The sequence below is a fragment of the Candidatus Methylomirabilota bacterium genome (assembly GCA_035764725.1).
In the GTDB taxonomy this organism is placed as follows: domain Bacteria; phylum Methylomirabilota; class Methylomirabilia; order Rokubacteriales; family CSP1-6; genus DASRWT01.
In genome coordinates this window covers 14,495-40,355 of record DASTYT010000129.1, presented here as the reverse complement: position 1 = coordinate 40,355, position 25,861 = coordinate 14,495, and the positions used below count along the sequence as shown (strand labels likewise).

General features: G+C 69.9%; 19 protein-coding genes. 13 read left to right on the top strand and 6 right to left on the bottom strand.

Annotation, left to right across the window (positions count from 1 at the left end):
* Positions 1-8 precede the first annotated feature (8 nt).
* Entirely contained in the window at positions 9-1,469 is a 1,461-nt protein-coding gene (locus VFX14_21430; protein HEU5192261.1) for a HAMP domain-containing sensor histidine kinase, read from the top strand.
* Entirely contained in the window at positions 1,466-2,014 is a 549-nt protein-coding gene (locus VFX14_21425; GenBank protein HEU5192260.1) for a hypothetical protein, read from the top strand. The genes VFX14_21430 and VFX14_21425 overlap by 4 nt, the downstream gene beginning before the upstream one ends.
* Before the next feature lie 28 nt (positions 2,015-2,042).
* On the opposite strand, the gene VFX14_21420 is transcribed toward VFX14_21425, so the two are convergent.
* Complete coding sequence (locus VFX14_21420; GenBank protein HEU5192259.1) at positions 2,043-2,699, bottom strand: transglycosylase SLT domain-containing protein; 657 nt, start codon at positions 2,697-2,699, stop codon at positions 2,043-2,045.
* Between the two features lie 404 nt (positions 2,700-3,103).
* On the opposite strand from VFX14_21420, the gene VFX14_21415 reads away from it, so the two are divergent.
* From VFX14_21415 to VFX14_21385, 7 genes are all read left to right on the top strand, one after another.
* Positions 3,104-3,886 (top strand): hypothetical protein, encoded by a 783-nt coding sequence (locus VFX14_21415; protein ID HEU5192258.1) that lies wholly within the window; start codon positions 3,104-3,106, stop codon positions 3,884-3,886.
* A 52-nt stretch (positions 3,887-3,938) separates the two neighbouring features.
* The gene (locus tag VFX14_21410; protein ID HEU5192257.1) at positions 3,939-5,339 is read left to right on the top strand and encodes a sigma-54 dependent transcriptional regulator; all 1,401 of its coding nucleotides are present in this window, start codon (positions 3,939-3,941) and stop codon (positions 5,337-5,339) included.
* Positions 5,340-5,637: 298 nt separating this feature from the next.
* Complete coding sequence (locus VFX14_21405) at positions 5,638-5,775, top strand: hypothetical protein (protein ID HEU5192256.1); 138 nt, start codon at positions 5,638-5,640, stop codon at positions 5,773-5,775.
* Between the two features lie 88 nt (positions 5,776-5,863).
* A complete protein-coding gene (locus VFX14_21400; GenBank protein ID HEU5192255.1) occupies positions 5,864-7,444 on the top strand; it encodes an ABC transporter substrate-binding protein in 1,581 nt (526 codons plus the stop codon).
* Entirely contained in the window at positions 7,441-9,351 is a 1,911-nt protein-coding gene (locus VFX14_21395) for an ATP-binding protein (GenBank protein HEU5192254.1), read from the top strand. The genes VFX14_21400 and VFX14_21395 overlap by 4 nt, the downstream gene beginning before the upstream one ends.
* Complete coding sequence (locus tag VFX14_21390) at positions 9,344-10,501, top strand: ATP-binding protein (GenBank protein HEU5192253.1); 1,158 nt, start codon at positions 9,344-9,346, stop codon at positions 10,499-10,501. Before VFX14_21395 ends, VFX14_21390 begins: the two co-directional genes overlap by 8 nt.
* Before the next feature lie 77 nt (positions 10,502-10,578).
* Entirely contained in the window at positions 10,579-11,340 is a 762-nt protein-coding gene (locus VFX14_21385) for an exodeoxyribonuclease III (protein HEU5192252.1), read from the top strand.
* Positions 11,341-11,362: 22 nt separating this feature from the next.
* Here VFX14_21385 and VFX14_21380 read toward each other — a convergent pair whose 3' ends face one another.
* Positions 11,363-11,980 (bottom strand): ABC transporter substrate-binding protein, encoded by a 618-nt coding sequence (locus VFX14_21380; protein ID HEU5192251.1) that lies wholly within the window; start codon positions 11,978-11,980, stop codon positions 11,363-11,365.
* A gap of 229 nt (positions 11,981-12,209) precedes the next feature.
* Here VFX14_21380 and lhgO point away from each other — a divergent pair, with 229 nt between their 5' ends.
* Positions 12,210-13,418, top strand: a complete 1,209-nt coding sequence (gene lhgO / locus VFX14_21375; GenBank protein ID HEU5192250.1) for an L-2-hydroxyglutarate oxidase — start codon at positions 12,210-12,212, stop codon at positions 13,416-13,418.
* Positions 13,419-13,458: 40 nt separating this feature from the next.
* Here the strand turns inward: lhgO and VFX14_21370 are convergent, their stop codons facing one another.
* Positions 13,459-13,860: a cyclic nucleotide-binding domain-containing protein gene (locus VFX14_21370; protein HEU5192249.1), complete on the bottom strand. Its 402-nt coding sequence runs from the start codon at positions 13,858-13,860 to the stop codon at positions 13,459-13,461.
* A gap of 51 nt (positions 13,861-13,911) precedes the next feature.
* On the opposite strand from VFX14_21370, the gene VFX14_21365 reads away from it, so the two are divergent.
* Positions 13,912-15,534 carry a trypsin-like peptidase domain-containing protein gene (locus VFX14_21365; protein HEU5192248.1) on the top strand — a complete coding sequence of 541 codons (1,623 nt, stop codon included), beginning with the start codon at positions 13,912-13,914 and terminating at the stop codon, positions 15,532-15,534.
* Between the two features lie 8 nt (positions 15,535-15,542).
* Here VFX14_21365 and VFX14_21360 read toward each other — a convergent pair whose 3' ends face one another.
* Positions 15,543-18,794, bottom strand: a complete 3,252-nt coding sequence (locus VFX14_21360) for a tetratricopeptide repeat protein (protein HEU5192247.1) — start codon at positions 18,792-18,794, stop codon at positions 15,543-15,545.
* A gap of 243 nt (positions 18,795-19,037) precedes the next feature.
* Here VFX14_21360 and VFX14_21355 point away from each other — a divergent pair, with 243 nt between their 5' ends.
* Positions 19,038-19,859 (top strand): XDD4 family exosortase-dependent surface protein, encoded by an 822-nt coding sequence (locus tag VFX14_21355; GenBank protein HEU5192246.1) that lies wholly within the window; start codon positions 19,038-19,040, stop codon positions 19,857-19,859.
* On the opposite strand, the gene VFX14_21350 is transcribed toward VFX14_21355, so the two are convergent.
* The gene (locus VFX14_21350; protein ID HEU5192245.1) at positions 19,856-21,496 is read right to left on the bottom strand and encodes a gamma-glutamyltransferase family protein; all 1,641 of its coding nucleotides are present in this window, start codon (positions 21,494-21,496) and stop codon (positions 19,856-19,858) included. The two genes, VFX14_21355 and VFX14_21350, sit on opposite strands and share 4 nt — an antisense overlap.
* A 67-nt stretch (positions 21,497-21,563) precedes the next feature.
* Entirely contained in the window at positions 21,564-25,058 is a 3,495-nt protein-coding gene (locus tag VFX14_21345) for a vitamin B12-dependent ribonucleotide reductase (GenBank protein HEU5192244.1), read from the bottom strand.
* A gap of 233 nt (positions 25,059-25,291) precedes the next feature.
* Between VFX14_21345 and VFX14_21340 the strand changes: the two genes are divergently transcribed.
* On the top strand, positions 25,292-25,846 hold the full coding sequence (locus VFX14_21340; GenBank protein ID HEU5192243.1) for an NYN domain-containing protein: 555 nt from the start codon (positions 25,292-25,294) through the stop codon (positions 25,844-25,846).
* The last annotated feature ends 15 nt before the right edge of the window (positions 25,847-25,861 follow it).

The following is a 25,861-nucleotide window of genomic DNA, read 5'->3' as shown; positions in this document are numbered from 1 at the left end:
CAACCTCCATGCGTCTCGCACCCAAGATCTTCCTGGTTTCGGCACTGGCGATCCTCCTCCTCGGCGGTGTCTCCGCCTGGAGCATCGTCGCGGTGAGTCAACTCGCCGAGGTGAACCGGGACATCGCCACGCGCGCGGTGCCGGCCATCGAGATCGCGAGCGGGCTGCCCGAGGCGTTCCGCCGCCTCGTGCGCCTCGAGGCGAAGTACCTCGTGCTGCGCGACCGCGCCTACGCCGATCTCTGGAACGAGCGGGCCACCCGCGTGGCGAGCGAACTCGACCGCCTCGGCACCCTGCTCGTGACGCCCGAGGAGCTCAAGTGGCACCAGAGCGCGGCGGCCGCCTTCGTGACCTACCGCGAGCACGTGGGCCAGGAGCGCGTGCTCATGGGGCGGGGCGAGGTCGAGCGCGCCCAGCAGCTCTCGGAGCGCACCGCCCGGGAGGCCGCCGAGCAGGCGGAGACGAGCGTGGTCAAGCTGGCCGCGGCGTCGAACGCCGCGCTCGGGCGCGCCCAGTCCGATGCTGCCGCCCTCGCCGCGCGCACCTGGACCACGGTGATCGTGGCCTTCATCGGGAGCCTTGTGGTGGCGCTCCTCGCCACCGCCTTCGTGGCCCTGCGCATGACGCGCTCGCTGCGCCAGCTCTCCACCGCCACGCGCCAGCTCGCCGAGGGCGCCGCCACCGGGCCGCTGCCGACCGATCGCCGCGATGAGATCGGCGATCTCGGGCGAGCGTTCAACCGCATGGCAGAGCGGCTGAAAGAGGTCGACGCGCTCAAGGAGGACTTCTTTTCGCAGATCTCCCACGACCTCCGCAACCCGCTGACGGGCATGCGGGGCGCTGCGCAGCTCCTGATCCAGGGCCGGGCGGGCGGCGCCCTCCCGCCCCGCCAGCTCCAGATGGTCCGGGTCATCGACGACAGCGTCGGGCGCATGCTGGGCATGGTGAACCAGATCCTCGAGTTCACCCGCCTCCGCGCGCGCTTGATGCCGCTCGAGCGGAAGCCGGTGGACCTCGCGAAGATCGTGGCGCGCGCCTTCGACGAGTTCCACCCGCAGGCCGAGTCGGCCGGTGTCGCGCTCGCCACCACCACGAGCGGCGCGGACTTCACCGTGTGGGGGGACGAGGCGGGCCTGATGCGCGTGGTCACGAACCTCGTCGGGAATTCGCTCAAGTTCACCCCGCGGGCGGGGTCGGTGACTGCGCAGGTGCGGGACTGGGACGCGGAGGTCGAGCTGCGGTTGACCGACACCGGCGAGGGGATCCCGGCGGACGCCCTGCCCCGTATCTTCGATGCCTACCGACAGGCTCACGCGGGCCGCAAGGGATCGGGGCTCGGCCTCGCAGTGGTGAAGGGCTTCGTCGAAGCCCACGGGGGACGCGTCGAGGTCGAGTCCGAGCTGGGCAAGGGGACCACCTTCGTGGTGACGTTGCCGCGCGCGCTGCCGCACCTGGAGGCCGCCGCGTGAGCCGCGCGCGCCTCACGATCGCCCTCGCGCTGATCGCCGTTGCCGGTGGAGGTTGCGCGAGCTGGACGGCGCGCCCGGCCTGGCTGCCCATCGTGACCTGGGAGCCGCGCCCGGCTGTCGGCACGCCGCCCGCCGCTGCGAGCCCGGCCGTACCCATGCCCGCGCGTGCGTCTCGGACCGAGCCGGCGCAGCTCGTCGAGCGCGCGGGCGAGCTGGCCCATGACGGCAAGCCTCTCGCCGCGCGTGAGCTCTACGAGCGCGTGGTGCGCGAGTACCCCGGCGATCCGGCGCGAGCGAGCGCCCTCTACGGCCTGGGCCAGCTCCAGTGCGACCCGACCAGTCCCTTCCGCGACTATCGCGTGAGCTACGCCACCTTCGGCCGGCTCCTCGCCGAGTATCCGCGCAGCACGTACGAGGCGGACGCCCGGCTGTGGCGCGCCACGCTGAGCGAGCTGCTCGTGCGAGAAGAGGAGATGGCCCGCCTGCGCAGCCAGCTCCAGCGCCTCAAGCGGATCGAGGTGGAGCTGGAGCGGTCGCCACGCTGATCGGCGGCCGGTGTGCCCACCCCTCGGTCTACCTGAGGGTGTGGGCGAAGGCCAGGTAGCGGAAGCTCACCTCCTCCGCGTAGCGATCCGCCGGACGGTTCTCGGTGGCCTTGTCGGGATTGCGGTTATAGGCGCGGAGCGCGGTGGCGTTGAAGCCGTAGCGCGTGATCTGCCAGCGCAGGTAGGCGGTGCCCACCCGCACATTGAACTTGGGGTCGGCCAGAGAGCCCAGCGAGGCGTAGGCGCCGTTCTTGCCCATCTCGGGCGGCGTGTAGTCGAGCCCCAGCCGCTTCACCACGAGCTCGGCGGTGGAGGGCATCAGCTGCATGAGCCCGATCTCGCCTGACTTGCCGATCGCGCCCGGATTGAACTGGCTCTCCTTGTCGGCGATGGCCAGGATGATGCGGAAATCGATGTCCGCGGCCTGGCTCACCTCAAGCAGCGTGCGCGGGAACCCGGCGAACTCCCGGATGGTCGCCTGCGGATTGCGCTCCACGATGAGCGCGGTGATCTTCTGCTCCATCTCGACCCGGCCCTGATCGGCGCGCTCCTGAGCGAGACGGCCCTGCGTGAGGCCTCCCATGTAGAAGAGGGGCACGGCGGCGACGAGAAGCACGAAGCCCAGCGCCTGCAGCCACGTCCCGCGAGTCTCGGCGAACCGACGAGCCAGCGCGATAGCCTGCATGGTCACGAGTCCTCCTGCCGACTGGATTTTGTTCATGATGTGCGTGGTGTTACCCAGCTGTCAGGCCAGTAGAGGGGCAAGCGGTGTGCCACGGAGACGCAGGGGCGAGAGGGCTGGAAGAATCACGACATGACACTGCGCAACGATTTCGCGCTCGCGAGTTGTCAGGATCCCCGACAGCGTCACGCGGTGTCAGCATCCACTAAAGGTCCTAGCGCCCTTCCCCCACGAGGGCGGATCGGTCAGATCGCGATCCTTCACGTTCCGAAGCCCCAGATCGCCTCCGCGCGCCCGCGTCGCGGAGCGGCGGGTTGCGCCCAATCAATTCACGCGCTTGACACTGGCGGGGTGAGACCCTGGCCTCATCTCGCCAGGGCTTGAACAGCGGGCTACAATTGGTTGCGATGGCGTTCGTCCTTGCCGCGGTGCTGCTCGCCACGCTCCTCATCGGAGTCGCGCCGGTGGCCGCGCAGAGTCGCGCGCCATCGACGACCCCCACCTCCCGCTCTCCCGCCTTGTCGCGCCAGGCCGCCGAGGCCGACCGCATGGCCGCCGAGATCGTCCGCACGACCCGCGAATACGTCGCGAGCCTCGAGCGCACGCGCGCCGCCTATCAGCGGGATGCCGAGGCGCTCGCCGAGATGGTCGAGGTGCGGCGCGATCTCTACCAGCGGCAGATCGTCTCGAAGCGCGAAGTCGAGATCGCCGAAGAGGCGCTCGCCCAGGCGAATCGCAAGGTCGCGGAAGCCGATCGTTGGATCAAGGACGCCAGCACCATCCGGGAGTCGATACTCGGCGAGGCCGCCCTCCACGCCGAGATCGCGAAGACGACGCTGCCCGCGGGCGGCTATCTGGCCACCGGCGTCTTCATTCGCTTCAACGGGACGGCGGCCTTCACGCTCGCCGACCTCCCGCGGGTCGAGCGCTTCTTCGGCACTCGCTTTGGTCATAGCTTGCCCATCAGTGCGCTGGGCCAGAGCGCGGTGCACGACCGCATCGGGTTCGACCATCGCAACGCGGTGGACGTGGCCGTCCATCCCGACAGCGCCGAGGGCCAGGCGCTGATGAGCTATCTGCAGAGCCAGAACATCCCGTTCATCGCGGTGCGGCAGGCGGTGCCCGGCTCCTCCACCGGCGCCCACATCCACATCGGGCAGCCGTCGCGGAGATTCACGGCGCATCGCTGAGCGCTTTCCTGTATAGTTGCGGCGACGCGGGGCCCAGTCGACCGGAGGACATGTGGACGCCGCCGATACCGCTCGCCCGATCCGCCCCACCATCCTGGTCGTGGACGACGACCACGGTCTGCGTGAGTCCTTCCGCCTGATTCTCGAGGACGAGTTCGAGGTCCTCGACGTCCCGGACGGTCAGCACGCCCTCGACATCGTACGCTCGTGTCAGGTGGATCTGGTCCTGCTCGACATCCGTCTCCCCGGCATGGATGGACTCGAGGTGCTCGAGCGCATCAAGGGAATGGACGAGCAGCTCGACGTGATTCTGGTCACCGCAGTGAAGACCGTGCGCACCGCGGTGTCTGCGATGAAGCTGGGCGCCCTCGACTACCTCACCAAGCCGTTCGACGAGGATGAGGTCCTCGCCCTCATCCGCCGCGCGCTCGAGAAGCGCGCGCTCGAGCGCGAGGTGGCGTTTCTCCGTTCGGAGCTCGCCCGTCGCGAGGACACCTACGAGATGGTGGGGCAGTCCCCGGAGATGCGGAAGCTCGCCGCGCTCGTCGGCCAGGTGGCCCGCACGACCGCCACCGTCCTCATCACGGGCGAGAGCGGGACCGGGAAGGAGCTGCTCGCCCGCGCGATCCACCGCCAAGGGCCGCGCCGGGATCGGCCCTTCGTCGCGGTCAATCCCGCCGCGATCGCCGACACGCTCATGGAGTCGGAGCTGTTCGGGCACGAGCGGGGCGCGTTCACCGGCGCCTATCAGCGCAAGCTCGGCCGCTTCGAGCTGGCCCAGGGCGGCACGCTGTTCCTCGATGAGATCGGCTCGCTCAAGCCCGAGATGCAAGCCAAGCTCCTCCGGGTGCTCCAGGAGCGCGAGATGGAGCGGGTCGGCGGTACCCACACCGTGAAGCTCGACGTGCGCATCATCGCCGCCACCAACGCCGATCTCCGGCAGGCGGTGGCGGCGCAGTCGTTCCGTGAGGATCTCTTCTATCGCCTCAACGTGGTGCGGGTGACCATGCCGCCCCTGCGGGCCCGCCGGGACGACATCGGCGTCCTTGCGGATCACTTCATCCGCCGCTACCGGCAGCAGTTCGGCAAGCCGGTGAGCGGCCTCGCGCCGGAGGCGCTCGCCGCCCTCTCGGACTACTCGTGGCCCGGCAACGTGCGCGAGCTGCAGAACGTCATCGAGCGCTGCGTGGCCCTCGCCGACGGCCCGCTCATCCGCCTGTCCGACCTGCCGCTCGAGTTCATGATTCCCGACGCCCGCGCGAGCGCCAACGCCGCGGGCGCACTCGATCTCGAGGAAGCCCACGATCACTTCGAGCAGCAGATCGTGTGCCGCGTGCTGGACCGGGTCGACTGGAATCAGAGCGAAGCCGCCCGGCTGCTCGGCATGCATCGCAATACGCTCAAGGTGAAGATGGCCCGATGGGGTCTCAAGCGGAGCGAGCCCGACCGCTGACGCTGCACTGCCGGCCGCCGATGCACTGCGAGCGGGGCAGGTCCCTCAAGTGTCGGTCACCATTGCCGATTCTGCCTGCGTGCCCCCCCCTTCGCTCGGGGCCTGCCCCGCCGATCGTGCAGCAAGGGCATCGATCCCACGATTCCGCGTCGAGAAAGGTGCCGAGAAACGGGGAGTTTCGCAGGGAGCCGACGCGGGCAGCCATGGCGGCCGAATTGCTCTATTCTCCCCCTCGGGCGGAGGACCTCATCGGGGGGTCCCCCCGCCCGGAGATCCATTCCTCACGGGAGGGAAAGCAATGACGAAGCTCGTGGCCGTGCTGGTAGTTCTTGCCTCGTTCCTGCTGGTGGCGCCGGTGATCGAGTCGGGCACGTCGGAGTCCACCCAGATCTTCCTGGCCATCGGTAATGCGGACGGTGGAGCCGGAGGGGACTAGCCTCACGCCACCTCGTTTGGGAGCGGCAAGCCATTTTTATCGTGCCCCCGCCGGAGGAAGGGGGGGCCTCGGCCCCCCTTTGCTCCTGATGGCGCTCGCGCTGCTGGGAGGGCTCGCGGCGCCGCACGCGTACGCCGAGGAGCCGACGGGAAGCACGGCTCGCGAGACCGGCGTCTACCGGAGACCGCTCGGGAACGATCCCGCCACGCTGGATCCGGTCCGGGTCAGCGATCTCTATGGACGCGCCGTCACCGAGCAGATCTTCGACGGCCTGGTCCAGTTCGACCAGACGCTGACGATCACCCCGGCCCTCGCCCGCTTCTGGCGGGCGTCGCGAGACGGGCTCGTGTGGACGTTCACACTGCGCCAGGGGGTGAAGTTCCACCACGGCCGCGAGTTGACGTCCGACGACGTCGTGTTCTCGCTCAGCCGGATCCTGGACCCGAAGTTTCAGAGCGGCGCCGCGGATCTCTTCTCGAGCATCGAGGGTGCCCAGGAATTCCGCGCCGGCCGCGCGCCCACGGTGAGCGGGCTTCAGGCACCTGACCGCTATACGGTGCGGGTGACGCTACGCGAGGCCTCCACGCCCTTCGTGTCCGTGCTGGCGCTCGGGCATGCCAAGATCGTGCCCCGCGACGTGGTCGAGAAGCAGGGCGATGCCTTCGGCCAGCATCCGGTAGGGACGGGCCCGTTCACGTTCGTCCGATGGGAGCGCCGGAAGGAGATCGTGCTGTCGGCGAATCGCGACTACTTCGAGGGTCCGCCGCGGCTCGCCCGGGTCGTGTATCGCATCTTCCCCGGGGAGCTCAGCGACGTGATGTGCCGTGACTTCGACCGCGGCGAGCTGGACGAGAGCCCGGTGCCACCGGTCTGCCGGAGCAAGGTCAACGACGCGCGGTACCAGTACGTCCGGCGCGTCACCTTCAGCGTTCGCTTCTACGGGCTCCAGACCCACATGAAGCCGATGAGCGACGTCCGGGTGCGCCGCGCCATCGCCCACGCCATCGATCGGAACACCCTGCTCGAGGACGTCTTCACCGGTCGTTTTCAGCCCGCGTCCGGGATCTTGCCGCTGGGGCTGCCGGGTTACAACCCGAACTTGAAGCCGCTCGGCTATGCCCCCGCGCGGGCGCGTGAGCTTCTCCGCGAGGCGGGCTATCCGGAGGGGCGGGGACTTCCGACCATCGTGTTCTGGTCGGGGGCCCGGAGCGAGCGGCTGGAGCGCGAGCTGGACACGGTGTCGCGGCAGCTTGGCGCCGTCGGCATCCGGACCGAGACGCGCTACGAGACCGACTGGCCGACGTTCTCCCGGCAGGTGAACGAGGGCAAGCTGCCCATGTTCATCTACGCGTGGTACGCCGACGTGCCCGATCCCGATAATTTCCTCTTCCGGCTCTTCTACTCGCGGAGCCCGCGCAACCTCACCGGCTACTCCAACTCCGTGGTGGACACCTTGCTCGTGCAGGCGCGCGGCGAGAAGGAGCTGGCCCGCCGGATGGATCTGTATCGGCGCGCCGAGCAGACGATCCTCGACGACGCGCCGATCATCCCCATCTGGCACTACCCGTTCGAGCGGCTCTTCCAGGGCTACGTGCGCAGTGTCGAGGTGAACGGACTCGGCGACCCGTACATCCCGCTACGGAAGATCTGGCTGGAGAATCGCCGGTGAGCTCGCGCGCCCTGCTGGACCGCGTGGGGCGGCGCTTCAACTCGCTCCACGCCCGCCTCCTCGCCGGCACCATCCTCATCTTCCTGGTGGTGATGGCGGGGGTGATCGCGGTGGTCGAGTACCGGCAGCGCGTGGCCATCATCGGCGAGGTACTCCGGCGCGGCGAGGTCATCGTGCGCGATCTCGCCGCGATCTCGTCGACCCCGCTGCTTCTCTACAACTTCACCGCGCTCGAGCAGAACGTGGACCGCGTGCGGGCGAACACCGACGTGGTGTATGCGGTGGTGCTGGACGCCGACGGCAAGGTGGCCGCGCACAGCCGCCGCCCCGAGCTGGTGGGCAGCGTACTCGCCGCGCCGATCGATCGGGCCGCCGCCGCGACGGAGGACCTGCTCGTACAGGAGAGCCAGACGCGGGGCGACGCGGTGTACGACTTCGCGGTGCCGGTGCTGATCGGCGCCCAGCGCTGGGGCACCGTGCGCGTCGGGCTGTCCAAGAAGCGGATGGAGGCCCAGATCCGCCGGACGCGGATCGAGCTGGCGGGGCTGACCGCGGTGACGCTGCTCGTGGGCGGCCTCGCCGCCGCCCTCGTCGCGCGCGCCATCTCCCGGCCGGTGCGCGAGCTGGCCGCGGGCGCGGAGGCCATCGCACGCGGTGACCTCGACCAACGCATCGAGGCGAGGGGAGTCGGCGAGATCGGCCAGCTCGCGGTGGTCTTCAATCACATGACCGCGCAGCTCCTGCAGCAGCGGCGCGACCTCGAGGCCACCCACGAGTCGCTCCGGGAGCGCTTCGAGGAGGTCGCGAACCTCAAGAGCTACACCGACAGCATCCTCGCCTCGATCACGAGCGGCATCGTGACCCTGGACCTCGACGGCCGGGTCGCCACCGTGAACCCCGCCGCCGAGCTTCTCACCGGCCTCTTCGCCGGTGAGATCATCGGCCGGTACTGCACCGAGGTGTTCGCCCACACCCCCGAGGTCTCGGAGATCCTCATGGAGGCGCTCGCGAGCCGGGCGGGACTGGGGCACGTGTCCCTGAGCCTGCGGCGCCGGAACGGCACCACCGTGCCGGTCGAGATGAGCACCGCGCCGCTGCGCGGGCTCGAAGGAAAGGACCTCGGCGTCGTTGGAGTCTTCCGCGACGTGAGCCAGGTTCGCGAGCTCGAGAGCCAGCTGCGCCGCTCCGACCGGCTCGCCGCCCTCGGCACCCTCGCCGCCGGGCTCGCCCACGAGATCAAGAACCCTCTCGCGTCCCTGCGCACCTTCACGCGAATCATCCCGCGCAAGTTCGAGGACGCCCGCTTCCGCGAGACGTTCATGCGGGTAGTGCCTCACGAGCTCGAGCGGATCAACGGCATCGTGGAGCAGCTCCTCGAGCTGGCGCGCCCGATCCGGCTGCGCCCGGCGCCGCTGACGGTGTCCGGCGTGCTCGACCGCGTCCTCGAGCTCTACGCCAACGAGCTCGACGCCAAGGGGATCGTGGTGACGCGGGAGTATGCGCGCGAAGTGCCCTCCATCACCGCCGATCCCGAGCGGCTCTACGAAGCGTTCGTCAATCTGGTCAGCAATGCCATCGCCGCCATGGCGCCGGGGGGCCGGCTCACCCTGCGCACCGGCTGGCACCGCCCCGGAGATCCGATGGGGCGCGGCGCGGCGGGACGCCGCGTGCGCGTCGAGATCGAGGACACGGGGAGCGGCATCTCAGCCTCGGAGGCCGAGAAAGTGTTCGATCCATTCTTCACCACGAAGGCGGAGGGCACCGGGCTGGGCCTTGCCCTCACGCACAAGATCATCGAGGATCACGGCGGGAGCATCGGCTTCCGGAGCGCGCCGGGCGTCGGCACGGTGTTCACCGTGCTCCTGCCCCTGGCCTCCGAGCGCGCGGCGGGAGAGCGCGATGTCTAGACCCATCATCGAGGATCCGCGCGTCGAGCGGCACATCGTCCGATCGGAGGTCATCAGCAAGGTTGCGGGCGGGGTGGTGCACAACTTCAACAACATCCTGTCCGTGCTGCTCGGGCGCGTGGAGCTCCTCCTGGGGCAGGTGGACAGGGGCGCCCTCGACGAGGGCCAGCTCCGCAAGGGGCTCCTCTCCATCCAGAAGGGCGCCCTCGACGCGGCCGAGCTGCTGAAGCGCCTGCGCGACATCGCGCGGCCCCCTCAGGACGTCGCGTGCTCGGTGTTCGACCTCAACGCGGCCGTGGCCGACGCGGTGGAGTTCATCCAGCCCCACCTCGTCACGGTCGCGCAGGGGCACGGGATCTCGGTGCTGGTGACCCCGCGCCTCTCCACCGTCGCGGTGCCCGTCTCCGGCCAGTCGAGCGCGCTCCGCGAGGTGCTGGTCAATCTGATCCTCAACGCCATCGAGGCGATGCCCCGGGGGGGCGATGTCACGATCGAGACGGTGCGCGAGGGGAGCCGCGCCGCCCTCCGCGTCACCGACACCGGCGTCGGCATGTCGGAGGAGGTGCTCACGCGGGTCTTCACGCCGTTCTTCACCACCAAGCCGGCGGGGAATACCGGGCTCGGGCTCTCGTCGGCGAAGGACCTGGTAACGAGCCACGGCGGCACCATCTCGGTGGTGAGCGAGCTCGGGCGCGGCACCACCTTCACGATCGTCCTGCCCTGCGCGGAGAGCCGTCAGGCCCGGATGGCCGCGGTGGCGGCGCCCCGTCTGCGCGCGGGCCTACGTGTCCTCGTGGTGGACGACCAGCGCGAGCTGCGCGACATCCTGCGTGAGTTCCTCAGTGAGCTCGGCTGCCAGCCGACCCTCGTGGGGAGTGGCAAGGCGGGCCTCGAGACCCTGGAGCACGAGAGCTTCGACGTCGTGCTCACGGACCTGCTCTTGCCCGGGGCGAGCGGATGGGAGATCGCCCGCGCGGCCAAGCGGAGGTCCCCGGGCTGCCGCGTGGTGCTCATGTCGGGCAAAGCCATCCCCGACGGGCTGCGCGTGGAGGCGCTGGTGGACGCCTCGCTGATGAAGCCGGTCGACCTCGGCCGCCTCCGAGCCGTCATTGCCGGGGTGCTCGACGAGTCGTCTCCGTCCCTCAGTTGAGTTCCGCGCCGCGAGGCCATACACTGGCCCGCGATGCGTGACCCCTCGATGTGTGGCGGCGCTGAGGCCTCGCCCCGATGATCCTCGTGTCGTGGAACGTCAACGGGCTGCGCGCCGCCTGGAAGAAGGGCTTCGTCGACTTCCTCGAGTCCCAGAAGGCGGACGTGGTCTGCGTGCAGGAGACCAAGGTGCAGGCGGAGCAGCTCACCGAGGAGATGCGCACGGTCGGCGGCTACCGCTCGTACTGGAGCTTCGCCGAGAAGAAGGGCTACAGCGGCGTGGTGACCTATCTCCACGAGGAGCCCGTGCACGTCGCGACGACGTTCGCCTCGCCCTCGCTCGACGTCGAGGGGCGCGTCGTTCATCTCGAGCTGCGAGACTTCCATCTCCTGAATGTGTACTTCCCCAACGGCGGGATGGGGCCGGAGCGGCTCGCCCACAAGCTCACCTTCTACGACGAGTTCCTCGTGCTGGCTGAGGGGCTGCGGAAGGGGGGCAAGGGCGTGATCGTCTGCGGCGACGTGAACACCGCCCACACCGAGATCGATCTCGCCCGTCCCAAGGAGAACGAGAAGACCTCCGGCTTCATGCCGGAGGAGCGGGCCTGGGTGGCCAAGTTCATCGAGGCCGGCTACTGCGATACCTTCCGGCTCTTCACCCAGGACTCGGGGCACTATACCTGGTGGGACATGAAGACGGGGGCGCGTGCCCGGAACGTGGGCTGGCGCATCGACTACTTCTTCGTATCCGAGGAGCTGCGCGGGCGGGTCAAGGCCGCCGGCATTTTGCCGGCGGTCCAGGGCTCGGACCATTGCCCCATCACGCTCGTCCTGGACTGAGCGTGAGGGGCCTGGGTCGCCCCTAGCGGAGGGCGGCGGCCCGCTCGAGGGAGCGGTCCAGGGTGGCCCCTTCGAGGCCGCCCGTCTTCAGCTTCCGGATGAGATCCTCGTACGACCCCTTCGAGATAATGCGGTTGAACTGACTCCGGTAGTTGCCCACGAAGCTCACGCCCTCCACGAGCACGTCGTAGACCGCCCACCGCGAGTTGACGAGATGGAGGCGATAGGCGAGCGCCATCTCATTGCCCCGCCCCACGATCTTGGAGCGCACGGTGGCGTACTCGCCGTCCACCGTCTCGCCGAGATAGACGATCTGCTCGCCCGAGTAGTTCTCGAGCTTGGCAATGTAGGAGCGCTCGAGGAGGTCCCGGAAGAGGGAGACGAACTCCTCGCGCTCCGCCGGCGTGCGCTCCGACCAGTGACGGGCCAGGGTCCGGCGGGCCATCTCCTGGAAGTCGAAGAGACGGCCGGCCACCCGCCGGATCTCGCTGCGCCGCTTCTCGGCCGCATCGGGATGACCGGCGTCGTAGTCCTGCGCCACCTGCGCCACCCGCTCGATACCGGACTGCACCACCTCTGTGGGACTCGGCGTGGCCATCGGCGCCATCGCCAGGAGGATCAACGCCAGGGCCTTCTGCATGACTGCCCTCCCCGGTTCTATGTCGGCGGCTCCCTCGAAGGCGCCGCCGCCGCAACCTATGGGAGAGCATGAGGGATGCCAGACGTACGGCTCTCCTATCATGTTGAAATTATGGGAGTTTTCGTCTCCCTCCCAGCCCGATGCCGTCATCCCGGGGACAGGTCTCGTCAGGCGACGGACAGCCCGGCGGCGGCCCGCCGCCCGCCCGTCGCGTGCTATTGTGCGGGGCATGCCCAAGACCGCGGACGTGACCATCGTCGGGGCCGGCATCGTCGGCCTCGCCACCGCCGTGAACCTCACCGAGCGGCATCCGCGGACGCGCGTGGTCGTGCTCGACAAGGAGCCGAAGATCGCCACGCATCAGACCGGCCACAACTCGGGCGTGATCCACTCGGGGATCTACTACAAGCCCGGCTCCTTCAAGGCGCGGCTCTGCGTGGAGGGCGCGCGGCTCATGACCCAGTTCTGCGACGCCCACGGGATCGGCTACGAGCGCTGCGGCAAGGTGATCGTGGCCACGAACGACGAGGAGATCCCGCGCCTCGACGCGCTCCACGAGCGCGGCACCGCCAACGGGGTGCCCGGGCTCAAGCTGGTCTCCGGCGACGAGATCCGCGAGTGGGAGCCGCACGTCCGCGCGGTGCGGGGCATGCTGTCTCCCGCGACCGGGATCGTGGACTACACCGAGGTCGCGAATCGCATGGCCGCGCTCATCGGCCAGCGCGGCGCCGAGGTGGTGACGGGGGCCGGCGTCCGGGCCATCCGCCGGGACGGCGGCACGCTCACCCTCGAGACCGACGCCGGCCCGGTGGCCACGCGCTACCTCATCAACTGTGCCGGGCTCCACTCGGACCGCGTGGCCGCGCTCATGGGCATCCGTCCCGAGGTGCAGATCATCCCATTCCGCGGCGAGTACTACATGCTCCGGCCGGAGCGCCGCTCGCTCGTGCGCGGGCTCATCTACCCCGTCCCCGACCCGCGGTTTCCGTTCCTCGGCGTCCACTTCACCCGCACCGTTCACGGTGAGGTGGAGGCCGGCCCGAACGCGGTGCTCGCGCTCGCCCGCGAGGGCTACACGATGGGCACGGTCCGGATCGGAGAAGCGCTCCGCACGTTCAGGTATCGCGGCTTCTGGAACATGGGCCGGCGCTACTGGAAGATGGGCGCCTACGAGGTCTACCGCTCGGTGAACAAGGCCGCCTTCGTGGCCTCGCTCCAGCGTCTCGTGCCCGCGATCCAGGCGGCCGACATCGCGCCCGGCGGAGCGGGGGTGCGCGCCCAGGCCGTGAGCCCCGATGGCTCGCTGGTGGACGACTTCAAGATCAGCCAGACGGAGGGCGCCATCCACGTGCTGAACGCGCCCTCGCCCGCGGCGACTGCCTCGCTGGCCATCGGCCGGCACATCGCGGGCCTCGCCGCGGACTCGTTCCGGCTCTAGCCTCGGCGCCCGCGCCCGCCCGACCCGGGCGCGCGCGGCCTCAAGGCTTCGGGGGTTTCTTCTCGCGGTCCTCCGCGGCGCGCGCGCGATCTTCCGCCTCGAGCATGCGGGCGGCGAACTGCTTGATCAGCGCGAGGGCGAGGGCGGGATTCGAGCGCACCAGGTGCTCGAGTCGATTGGACGGGATCAGCAGAAGGGTGACCGCGTCGACGGCGACCGCATCCGCCGAGCGGGGCGCGTTGCGGAACAGCGCCAGGTCGCCCAGCAATTCGCCCTTGCCGAGCACGCGCAGCACGCGATCCTGCCCCCCGAACTGCCGCCGGATCTCGACCTTGCCCTCGTGGACCATGAAGGCCTCGCCCTTGGCGTCGTCCCCCTCGCGGAAGATGAACTCGCCGGGCTTGAAGGATTTGGTCGGGACGTCGCCGATCTGACGGCTCATGCGTGGCCCTCGGTCCGGAGGAGTGGTATAAGATGGACTGTCGTGGCCCCTATGGTACGCCTGATTACCCTGGTGGTGACAAGCCTCCTCGGCCTCATCCACGGGATCTCCGCGCCTCTCGCTGCCGAGCGGCCCACCACCATCCAGGAGGTCTTCCTCCGCGCCAAGCCGGCGGTCGTCCTCGTGATCGCCGAGGTGAACGCCGAGGTTACGCTCGACTGCGGGAGCGGTGTCCAGACGGTGACGCCGCCGATATTCCGCGAGACGGGCACGGGTTGGTTCGTCGACGGGCGCGGCTGGATCATCACCAACGGGCACGTCATCCAGCCTGCCTACTCGCCCCCGCGCTGGCTGATCAACCAGCAGGCGCAGCGGGCGGTGTCCACCGCCTGTCTGCCCAAGGCCCTGGCGCAGAAGGGCGTGAATCCGGGCGAGCGGCCGGAGATGGAGGACGCGATCAAGCGGAAGGTCCTCGACGCGGTGCTGCCCACGACCAAGGTGAAGCTCACGCCCCAGGTCACCGTGCTGGTGTCCAACGGCGCGAAGCTCAAGGCCGAGGTCGTGAAGTACAGCCCCCCGGTGAGCGCCGAGCCCGGCGCCATGTCCGGCCGCGACCTCGCGCTCCTCAAGGTCCCCGGCGAGGTATTTCCGGTGCTCCCGCTGGTCGACAGCCGGAACGTGCAGATCGGCGACCCGCTGCACATCCTGGGCTTCCCGGGGGTGGTGCTCTCCCACGAGCTCCTGAACAAGTCCGCCTCCATGGAAGCCTCGGTCACCAACGGGGCGGTGTCCGGGCTCAAGGAGGACGTCTCGAATCAGCCGGTGATCCAGACGGACGCCCCGGCGGCCTGGGGCAACTCTGGCGGGCCCGCGGTGACTCAGCGGGGTCAGGTGGTGGGCGTCCTCACGTTCGTCTCGCTCGCGCCCGGCGCCGAGGGCTCCATCGTCCAGGGCTTCAACTTCGTCATCCCGGCCGACGCGGTGCGCGAGTTCGTCAAGGGCACCCCGGTCCAGCTCTCGGGCACCAGCAAGTTCAACGAGGCCTGGTACGCGGCCCTCCGCGGCTTCTTCACCGAGGACTACTCGGGCGCCGTCCGCGACATGGAGCGCGCGGACCAGCTCGTGCCGAACCTGCCCGACCTCAAGCGTCAGCTCGCGGAGGCGCGCGAGTTCGTGAAGAACCCGCCGCCCCGGCCCTTCCCATGGTTCTGGGTGGCGATCGGCGTGACGCTCCTGAGCGGGGCGGGGTGGGGTGTCCAGTTCCTGCGGCGCTGGCAGAAGAACCGCTACCGCGTGTCGCCGTCGGAGGTCATCAAGCTCCTGGAGGGGGGCAAGCAGCCCCAGATCCTCGACGTGCGCACGTCTGCGGCCTACGACACGCTGCCGCTCAAGATCCCCGGCTCCACTCGCCTCGCGCCCGAGGAGCTCGCCAGCGGGGTGAGCGGGCTCGAGCTCGATCTCCAGCGGCCCGTGGTTGCGTACTGCACCTCGCCCGACGAGCAGACCAGCTCCAAGGTCGCCAAGGCCCTGCGCAAGCTCGGCTTCAAGACCGTGCTGGTCCTCAAGGGAGGGCTCGGCGCGTGGACCAACGCGGGCCTTCCCATCGAGAGCCGCTCGGACGTGTCCGCGGTGGGGCTGGAGCTCTACAAGGCGCTGGCCGGCGGCAACGCGTAGGCGGCCGATCAGCCGCCCACGCGCTTCAGCAATCCCTGCACGTCGGCATCGGCCGCCAGCTTCTGATCGAGGCGGGTCGCCCGTAGCGCGCTGACCCGCGCGTCGTCCCGCCGGCCCATGCCCTCGTAGGCGAGCGCCAGGTGGTAGTGAAACGTGCCCACGCTCGGGGCGCGGGTCGCGGCGTCGCGCAGCAGAGGCTCGGCCTGGGCGAGCTCGCCGCGCTTGTAGTGGACGAACCCCAGCGTGTCCTTCATCGCGGGGACCCAGGTGACGAGATCCTTGTCGCGGGCGACGAGCTCGTTGGCCCGGCGCGCCAGGCCGAGGGCTTCATCCAGATTCTTCCCCTGCGAGGCGAGGAGCCAGGCGCCGTTGTTGTAGCCGCGCGCGTCCTCGGGCGCGAGCTGGCGCGCGCGAGCGTAGGCGTCGAGCGCGCGATTGACTTCCCCGCGCTGTTCGGCGGCGATGCCGAGCCCCAGCTGGGCCCCCGCGTGCTTGGAATCGAGCCGCAGGGCGGCGGCGAAGGCGTCGGCGGCCTCCGCGCGCTCTCCGCGCCTGAGGTGCACCTCGCCCAGCACGTAGCGCGGCTCCGCGTCGCGCGGCAGCGCATCCACCGCCTCCCGCACGCGGCCGAGTGCGTCCTCCTGCCGCCCCGTCTGCGAGTAGAGCATGGCGAGGCGCAGCTTCACGTCGCTGCGCGCGGGCGCGACCCGCGCTACCGCCTCGTAGTGCTCGATGGCGATGGCGGGAATACCGCTCCGATCGAAGTATCCCGCGAGCAGGAGGTGGGCCTGCAGATCGTTGGGAGTCGTCCGCACGACGACGCGGAGATACTCGACGGCCTCCTCGTTCCGCCGCTCACCGAATCGGATCAGCGCCAGCGCCATGTTGGCGGGCGCGTAGCCGGGGGCCGTGTCCAGGATGCGCTTGAGTGCCGCCTCCGCGTCCTTGGGCTGTCCCTGGGCCAGGTGGGCGCGCGCGAGGGCATAGCGCGTCGTGAGGTCTCCAGGCTGCTTGTCGAGGATCTGGCGGAGCTCCGCGACGTGCTCGCTGAGCAGCTTCGGATCCTGGGCCTGTCCGGACATGGCGGCCAGCTCGATGCGCACCTGCGGCATGCGGGGCTCGAGCTCGAGCGCGCGTTGATAGGATTTCTTGGCCGCCTCGACCTCGCCGCGCGCGATGAAGGCGCGGCCGAGGTAGTAGTGCGCGGCGGCGAGCTTCGGGTTGGCGTGGACGGCCCCCTCGAGCTCTCTGATCGCCTCGCCCGGCTCGGATTTCCCAAGATAGGCCAGCCCGGCGATCATGCGTGCGGGCACGAAGGCGGAGCCCTTCCCCACGAGCTGCCCGACGGCCCGGAGGGCGTCGTCGTAGCGGCCCTTTTGCAGGTAGAGCTCGGCGAGCTGGAGGCGGAGCTCGGGGAGCCGGGGATTGGCGGCCGCCACGGGCTCCAGGACCTGGATGGCTTGATCGTAGCGGGTCTGGCGCGCATACAGGCCGGCGAGCGCGCTTCCCGCGGCGGCGTGGCCGGGCGCGCCCGCGATGACGCCGTGGAAGTGCACGATGGCCCCTTCCTCGTTGCCCGCCGCGAGAGCCCGGCGCGCGAGCGCGAAGCGCGCGGGCGCGTAGGTGTCGTTGGCCCTGATCGCGCGGCGATACTCGGCTTCGGCCTTCGCGGGCTGACCCTTGGCCAGGTAGACGTGGCCGAGGAGCGTGAGGAGCGGCGCCGCCTCCCCCTGACTCTTGATGAGTCCGTCGAGAAAGGTGATGGCCTCGGCGTGACGCTTGGCGCGGACGAGCGCATTCACCTTCGCCACCACGGCGGGCTGGCTGCGGGGATCCGCGGCGGCCGCCGCCCCGTACTGCTGCAGCGCGGCCTCCGGCTGCTTGGTGAAGTCGAGGAGCGTGCCCAGAGCCAGCCGCGCCGACGTGAGATCGGGCTTGAGCTCGATCGCCCGCGCGTACATGTCCTGGGCGCGCGCGGTGTCCTTCCGCGCGAGGTAGATGCGCCCCAGGGTCTCGTAGGGCTCGGCGCGATTCGGATCGATGCGCCGCGCGATCTCGGCTGCCGCGATCGCCTCGTCCCAGCGGGCGAGGCCGGCCAGGGCGTTCGCGCGCTGGAGGTGATAGATGGACTGCCGCTCCATGGTGGGCCGTAGCGCGGCGAACGTGTCCAGCGCCTCGGCGAACTGCCCGGCCTGGGTGTACGCCACCCCCAGGCTGAAACGCGCGTTGGTATTGGTGGGGGCCGCCCGCAGCACCTCCTGGAGCTCGGCGAGCGCCTTGTCCCCGCGGTTCACGGCGAGGGCGGCGTGGGCCAGGAGGTAGCGGGCCACCACGAACGTCGGGAATCGCTTGACGAGCGGGTCCAGCACCGACAGGGCGTTCTCGGGGCGGTCGTTTCGGAGATACACCTCGGCGAGCGCCAGCTGGAAGCGCGGCGACCAGGCCTGGCGAGGCAGGGACTCGAGCTCCGCGACCGCTGCCGCCCACTTACCCTGCGCGCTCAACACCGCGCTGCGGGTCAGACGCACACGCGCGTTGTCCGGATTCGCCTCCCGTGCGCGATCGGCCATCTCCAGCGCGGCGGCGATGGCATGCTGCTTCAGGAGCGCCATCGCCGCCCCGGCCATAGCCTCCGCGTCATGGGGATGCTGCGCGAGCACGGCGCGGAATGCCTTCTCGGCCTCGGCGTACCGCTCGGCGCGGGCGAGGGCCTCGCCGTAGGCCTGCTGGATCTCGGGGACGTCGGGGCCGAGGCGCAGCGCCTCCGCGAGGAGGCGCAGGCCCCCCTCGGAATCGCCCCGGCCGCTCGCCGCCGCCCCCATGAGGTAGGGCCCGTACGGATGCTTCGGGTCGGCGCCCGCGATCGTCTCGCCGATGCCCTGGCAGGATTCCCAGTCCTCGAGCGCGAGGAGGGCCTGTCCCAGCTCCGCCTGGATGGGAATCGACGCGGGCTCCAGGCGCGCCGCCTTGGCGAGCTCGCGCGCGGCGTCCTCGTCCCACGACTTCGCGCGGTAGGCGACGGCGAGGGCGCGGAGCGCGGCGACGAAGTTGCCGTCGACCTGCAGGGCGTTGCGATACTCGACGATCGCCTCGTTGGGCTTGCCCTTCGCCTCGAACGCGCGGCCCCGCTCGTAGTGCGCTTGCTTCTTGGTGGCCGGATCCTGTGCGCAGGCGAGGAGGAGCGCGGGCACCATGACGAACGCGGCGAGCGCGGCGAAGAAACAACGCGCGACGGACGGTCGATGATTCGCGTGGCGCATGTTTTCAGTATTTCATCGGAGCCGCCGAAATCTGAGCGCGGGATCGACGACGACGATCATCAAGGAAGGGGGATCCGCCCCGGAGGATTGTCGGAGAAGCTTACGAACGACCCCCACGAAATCGCTGCATGACTCGGATCAGATTGATTCGGTTGCGCTCGCGGCGTGGCATCCCTCGTGCAGATTCCCCAATCGGGTCGGATGCGCCTCCAAGGCGCTCGGCGACCGAAAGGACGGGGGCACATGTTCATGGGACAGGTGGCGAAGTCACTGATCGGGGCATCGGTCGGCGCCACGCTTCTGCTGGCGGTTGGCGTGACGCCGAGTCATGCGACCGCGGTGACGCTGACGGGCACCGGAACGGCGGGTCGGAAGGCCTCGGTGACGTTCGACAACGTCGAGATCTCGGGCACGCACTATCTGCAGGTCACCCTGACCAACACGGGCCACTACAACGCGTCCAAGCCGACGGACATTCTCACCGCGGTGTTCTTCAACATCCAGGGCAGCAATCCGACGCTGACCCGCTTCTCCGCCACTCTCGCCCCCGGCAGCACCGTCAAGGACATCAACCCCGATCCCACGGTTCTCGGCGGTGAGTGGGCCTACAAGGCGGGACTCTCCGTCGGGGGAGAGTTCACCCGAGGGATCTCCTCCAGCGGTATGGGACTCTTTGGCCCCGGTGATCGCTTCCCCGGCCCCAATCTTCAGGGTCCGAACGACCCCGATGGGCTCCAGTACGGCATCACGACCCTGAACGACCCGGACGATACGGGCTCCGGCAACGATAACGGCGGGCTGCTCGGGAATCAGCTGGCGCGCAACTCGGTGGTCTTCCTCCTCGGCGGCATCGGCGCGGGCTTCGATCCGTACGCGGCCTTCTACGAGGTGCGGTTCCAGTACGGCACGAGCCTCACGGAGCCGAGCTTCGAGAATGACTACCGCGGCACGACCACCCGTGTGCCCCAGCCCTCGTCGCTGGCGCTGCTCGTATTCGGCGCGCTGGGCGCGCTGCTCGTCGCGTCTCGGCGGGCCGTGCTGAGCGTGGTGCGCATCCGCCGCTAGTAGCCCACCGCGCTCCCGTCCGCTCGCGGATCGGAGCCGCCGCAGAGGCCGCCTTCGGCCGTGTCCAGCCAGATGGCGTGGGCATGGCCGAAGAGGTCGTCCCACTCCTCCCCCATCTTCACGTCGTGCCCACGCCCCGCGAGGTCCTGGGCGAGCGAGGCGGGGTAGCGTCCCTCGAGGCTGAGCGCGCGCGTGGCCACCCCCCACGTGCGCCCGTAGAGCCAGCGCGGCGCCTCCACGCAGGCCTGGGTGCCATGGCCGCGCCGGAGCCGGCGCGTGAGCAGGGCGGCCTGTGTCTGCGGCTGACCCTCACCGCCCATGGTGCCGTAGACCATGCGGGGCCGGCCGTCCTCGAGATACATCGAAGGGATCAGCGTGTGCATGGTGTGCTTGCGCGGCGCCAGCGCGTTCACGTGCCGAGGATTAAGGGAGAAGAAGGCGCCGCGGTTCTGCAGGACGATGCCGGTGTCGCCGGCCATCAAGCCGGAGCCGAACGTGTAGTAGAGCGACTGGATCAGGGACACCGCATTGCCGGCGCCATCCGCGGCGACGATCGCGATGGTGTCTCCGCCCGCAGCTGCCGCCGCCTCCGGGGCCATCGCGCGCCGGCGTGAGATGCGGCCGCGGAGACGCGCCAGGCGCTCGGGCGCGAGCAGCTCCTCCGGCGCCACCGTCATCGCGGCCGGGTCAGTCAGGTGGCGGTCGCGATCCGCGAAGGCAAGCTTGATCGCCTCCACCAGGACGTGAATGTAGTCCGCTTCCTCGAGCGCGGCGAGGTCGAAGCCGTCCGCGAGGCCCAGCAGGGCCAGCGCCGACATGCCCTGCGTGGGCGGCGGAAAGCTCGCCGCCACGCCGCCGCCGAATGGAAGCATGAGCGGCTCCATCCACTCGGACCGATGCGTGGCGAGGTCCTCCACGCTCAGCGGGCTCCCGGCGGCGGCCGCGGCGGCGATGAGCCGACGCCCCAGCGGGCCGCGGTAGAAGGCGTCGGGCCCGCCGTCGCGAATCGTCTCGAGCGACCGCGCGAGATCAGTCTGCACGAGCGGACCGCGCGACAGCGCGTCGGGATGGTAGAGCGGCCAGAGCTCGCGCCGCATCTCGGCACTCGCGGTGGGGCCGAAGAGGTCGGGCTCGCGTGGGGGAGGCCGCCGCTGGCCCGCCGACGCGGAGAAGCCCCCCGCGGCATAGGCGATGGCATCGGCAAGGAGATCGTCCCAGCCGAGCGGCGAGCCCATCGCCGTCGCGCTGTGGCGGTGCGCCTGCCACCAGCCGTCCACCGCGCCCGGCACGGTGAGGGCGGCCAGCCCCCCGCGCGCGGGAATGGCGTCGCGGACGCCGCGCGCCGCGTACCAGTCAATGCTGGCCGCCGCCGCCGAGCGCCCGGCGCCGCAGAGTGCGCGCAGCCGCTTGGCCCCCGCGTCCCAGATCAGCCAGAAGTTGTCGCCGCCGATCCCGTTCATGTGCGGATATACCACCGCAATGGTGGCAGCGGCGGCGATGGCGGCGTCCAGCGCGTTGCCGCCAGCGCGCAGCGCCGCGACGCCGGACTGGGAGGCGAGGAGATGCGGCGCGGCCACCATGCCGCGCGGCGCGCGCGCTTCGGGCCAGCGGGTGGGGGCGAGCTCGGGAGCCGACATGACGGGAAAGGCCGGGTTCCGATATTAGAGGAGCCCGGCCTCTCTGGCTAGCGCGGAGGGGAGTCGATCAGGAGCAGCCGGTGGTCGTCCCGCAGGTGATGCACTTGAGGCATGTCCCGTTGCGGACCATCGTGAACTGGCCGCAGTCGCCGCAAGGGTCACCCTCGTAGCCCTTGAGCTTGGCCATGTCGGAGGCCGACAGCACCTTGAGCTCGGCAGCCACCGTGCCGCTCCCGCCGGATAGGGGCGCCGCCGCCCGCGCGAGGCTGGCGGGGTTCGGTATCGTGCCCGCGAGGGCAGGGGCGGCGGGCGCCGGGGGCACCATCGCGACCGGGCCCTGGCCGATCTTGTTGCCGAGCGTGTCGCTGCGGAGATCCTCGTCCGGCACGTGCGAGAGATCGGTGCGGCCGAGGTAGGAGATGGCGAGCTCGCGGAAGACGTAGTCGATGACCGAGGTCGCCATCTTGATCCGGTCATTGCCCATCACCATGCCGTTCGGCTCGAACCGCGTGAACACGAAGGCGTCCACGAACTCCTCGAGGGGCACGCCGTGCTGGAGGCCCAGCGAGATCGCGATGGCGAAGCAGTTCATCAGGCTGCGGAAGGCCGCGCCTTCCTTGTGCATGTCCAGGAAGATCTCGCCGAGGGAGCCGTCCTCGTAGTTCCCGGTGCGGAGGTACACCTTGTGGCCGCCCACCACCGCCTTCTGGGTGTAGCCGGCGCGCCGGTCGGGGAGCCGATGCCGCTCGCGGAGGTACTTGGTCACGACGCGCTCGGTCATCTTCTCGGCCACCGCCTCGACATCGGCCGCCGCCGCCTCGTCCTCGTCGGTGGTGGCGTTGAGCGGCTGCGAGAGCTTGGAGCCGTCGCGATAGAGCGCCACCGCCTTCAGCATGCTCCGCCACGAGGTGTAGTAGGCCTGCTTGACGTCCTCGATGGTCGCATCGGAGGGCATGTTGATGGTCTTGCTGATGGCGCCGGAGAGGAAGGGCTGGGCTGCCGCCATCATCCGGATGTGGGCGTCCACCGCGATGAAGCGCTTGCCCTTCTTGCCGCACCGGTTGGCGCAGTCGAACACGGGCAGGTGCTCGTCCTTGAGATGGGGCGCGCCCTCGACGGTCATGGTGCCGCACACGTAGTCGCTGGCCGCCTCGATCTGGGCTGCGGTGAAGCCGAGCGCGCGGAGGAGGTTGCCGTTCCACTCCGCGAGCTGCGCTTCGTTGAGGCCGAGATGGCGCTGCACGTAGCCCTCGCCGAGCGTCCACGGATTGAAGGCGAAGGTGAGGTCGAAGGCGCCTTCGAGCGCGGCCTCGATCCGCGTCAGCCCCGCCGGATCGAACCCCTTGGCCTGCAGCGTCTCCGGATTGATGAAGGGGGCGCCACGCAGCGTCTTCCGGCCCACGCAGTACGCCACGACGTCGTCGATCTGATCGGGGGTGTAGCCCAGCGCGCGCAGGGCGATCGGGATGCTCTGGTTGATGATCTTGAAGTAGCCGCCGCCCGCCAGCTTCTTGAACTTCACCAGGGCGAAGTCCGGCTCGATGCCGGTCGTGTCGCAATCCATCACGAGGCCGATGGTCCCGGTGGGCGCGAGCACGGTGACCTGCGCGTTGCGATAGCCGTGGGCCTCGCCGAGGGTGAGCGCCCGGTCCCACGTCTCGCGCGCGGCCTGGACCAGGGCGTTCGGGCAGTGGGAGGGATCGACGCCCAGCGGCTTGATCGTCAGCCCCTCGTAGACCGAGGGAGCGGCGTTGTAGGCGGCACGGCGGTGATTGCGGATGACGCGCAGCATCGGCTCGCGGTTCCGCATGTAGCCGGGGAACGGCCCGAGGTCGCGCGCCATTTCCGCGGAGGTAGCGTAGGCCTCGCCGTGCAGGATGGCGGTGATCGCGCCGCAGATCGCCACCGCTTCCGGCGAGTCGTACGGGATGCCCTGGCGCATCAGCACCGTGCCCATGTTCGCGTAGCCGAGCCCGAGCGTCCGGTAGTCCCAGCTCTTCTGGGCGATGGCCGGGCTGGGGTAGGCGCCCATCAGCACGCTGATCTCGAGCACGAGCGTCCACAGCCGGCAGGCGTGGCGGAAGCCGTCGACGTCGAAGCCGCCATCGGCCCGCAGGAACTTGACCACGTTGATCGAGGCCAGGTTGCACGCGGTGTCGTCCAGGAACATGTACTCGGAGCACGGATTCGAGGCGTTGATCCGGCCGTCCTCGGTGCAGGTGTGCCACTCGTTGATGGTGGTGTCGTACTGCACACCCGGATCCGCGCACGCCCACGCCGCGTACGCGATCTCGTCCCACAGGCTCGCCGCGGGAATGCGCTTCGAGATCTTGCCGTCGGTACGGCGGCGCAGCTCCCATTCGCCGCCGCCTTCCAGCACGTCGAAGAAGCCGTTCGGCACGCGGATGCTGTTGTTGGAGTTCTGGCCGGCGACGGTGAGATAGGCCTCCGAGTCCCAGTCGGTGTCGTACTCGGGGAAGACCAGCTCGGTCACGCCCTGGGAGGCGAGCTGGAGCGCCCGCTGGATGTAGCTCTCGGGCACCATGGCCGCACGAGCCTCGCGCAGGGCGGCGCGAAGCGCGGCGTTCCGCTTGGGATCGGCGTCGATCCGGTCGGGCTCCCGCGCGTCGGGCCGGCAGGCCGCCATGACGGCCTGCAGCCGCCGCTTGCCCAGGCGCGAGCCGGCCACCAGCGCCGCGACCTTCTGCTCCTCCACGACCTTCCAGCGGATGAAGTCGAGCACGTCCGGATGATCGAGGTCGAGGCAGACCATCTTGGCGGCGCGCCGGGTGGTTCCGCCCGACTTGATGGCGCCCGCCGCGCGGTCACCGATCTTCAGGAAGGACATCAGGCCCGAGGACTTGCCGCCGCCGGACAAGGGCTCGTTCTCGCCGCGCAGGCTCGAGAAGTTGGAGCCCGTGCCCGAGCCGTACTTGAAGATGCGCGCCTCGCGCGTCCAGAGGTCCATGATGCCCCCGTCGTTGACGAGGTCGTCGCTCACGGACTGGATGAAGCACGCGCTCGGCTGCGGCCGCTCGTACGCGGAGGTGGCGCGGGTCAGGGCGCCGTTGTCGGGCTCGACGTAGTAGTGACCCTGCGCAGGGCCGGTGAGGCCGTACGCCCAGTGCAGGCCCGTGTTGAACCACTGCGGGGAATTGGGCGCCGCGATCTGCGCCGCGAGCATGTGGCAGATCTCGTCGTAGAAGGCCTTCGCGTCGGTCTCGGTGTCGAAGTAGTGATGCGTGCGGCCCCAGTGCGTCCACGCCCCGGCCAGGCGGTGGAAGACTTCGCGCGCGTCGCGCTCGCCACCCAGCATCGGCTTGCCCTCGCGATCGAGCAGGGGCTTGCCGTCGGCGCCGGTCTGCGGCACGCCAGCCTTGCGGAAATACTTCTGGGCGAGGATGTCGGTCGCCACCGCCGACCAGCCCGAGGGCACCGCGATGCCCTCCTGGCGAAAGACCGTCGACCCATCCGGATTCCGGATCTCCGATGTGCGGAGATCGAACTCGATCCCGGTGTATGGGCTGTGGCCTTCCTTGGTATAGCGGCGGGAAATCTTCATACTGCCCTCCTCACTTCGATCGCGAACGGCGATGCTGGACGTTACCGGGAGATTACGGACTCAGAGGAACGAAGCCCAAGATATTGTGGTGCGTGGGAACGAGTCAACCTTTATTTAGTGCTTGTGAGCATCTTCTCAACCCAGCGGCCTGTGGACAATGTGGATAGCGGTGGACAACGCCACGAGTGACGCCCGCGCGGAAAGTTGGGCGTCCGCGGGGTGTGGATGACTCGGTGGACGCGTACAATGTCCGCGCCATGCACTGGATGGTGGACGGCTACAACGTCATCCGCCGCGACCCCGCGCTCGCCTCGCAGGAGGCGCTGAGCATCGAAGCCGGACGCGACGCGCTGTGTCGGCTCCTCGCGCGGACCGGGCGCGAGTCGGGCGAGACATTCACCGTGGTCTTCGACGGGGCGGGGCGCGGAGGCGCCGGCACGGGCGGCGGCGGCGTACGCGTGATCTTTTCGAGCGCGCGTGAGAGCGCCGACCGCGTGCTCGCGCGCCTGGCGACGCGCGGGGGCGCCGTGGTCTCGAACGATCGGGAAGTCCGCCGAGCGGCGGAGCGCGCCGGCGCGGTGGCGATTACCACGGATCAGTTCCTCGCCCGACTCGAGCGTCTCGGCACGCGGGACCGTGGCGCCGCCGAATCCCAGGGTCCCTCTGTCAAGGACGAGGAGCCCGATCCGCCTCCGCGACCCCGGAAGGGCAATCCCCGACGCCTGCCCCGGAAGGGCCGGGCCGCCACTCGCGCGCTCGGCCGTCTCGACCGCCACCGGCCCATCTGACCCCGCGACCTCACC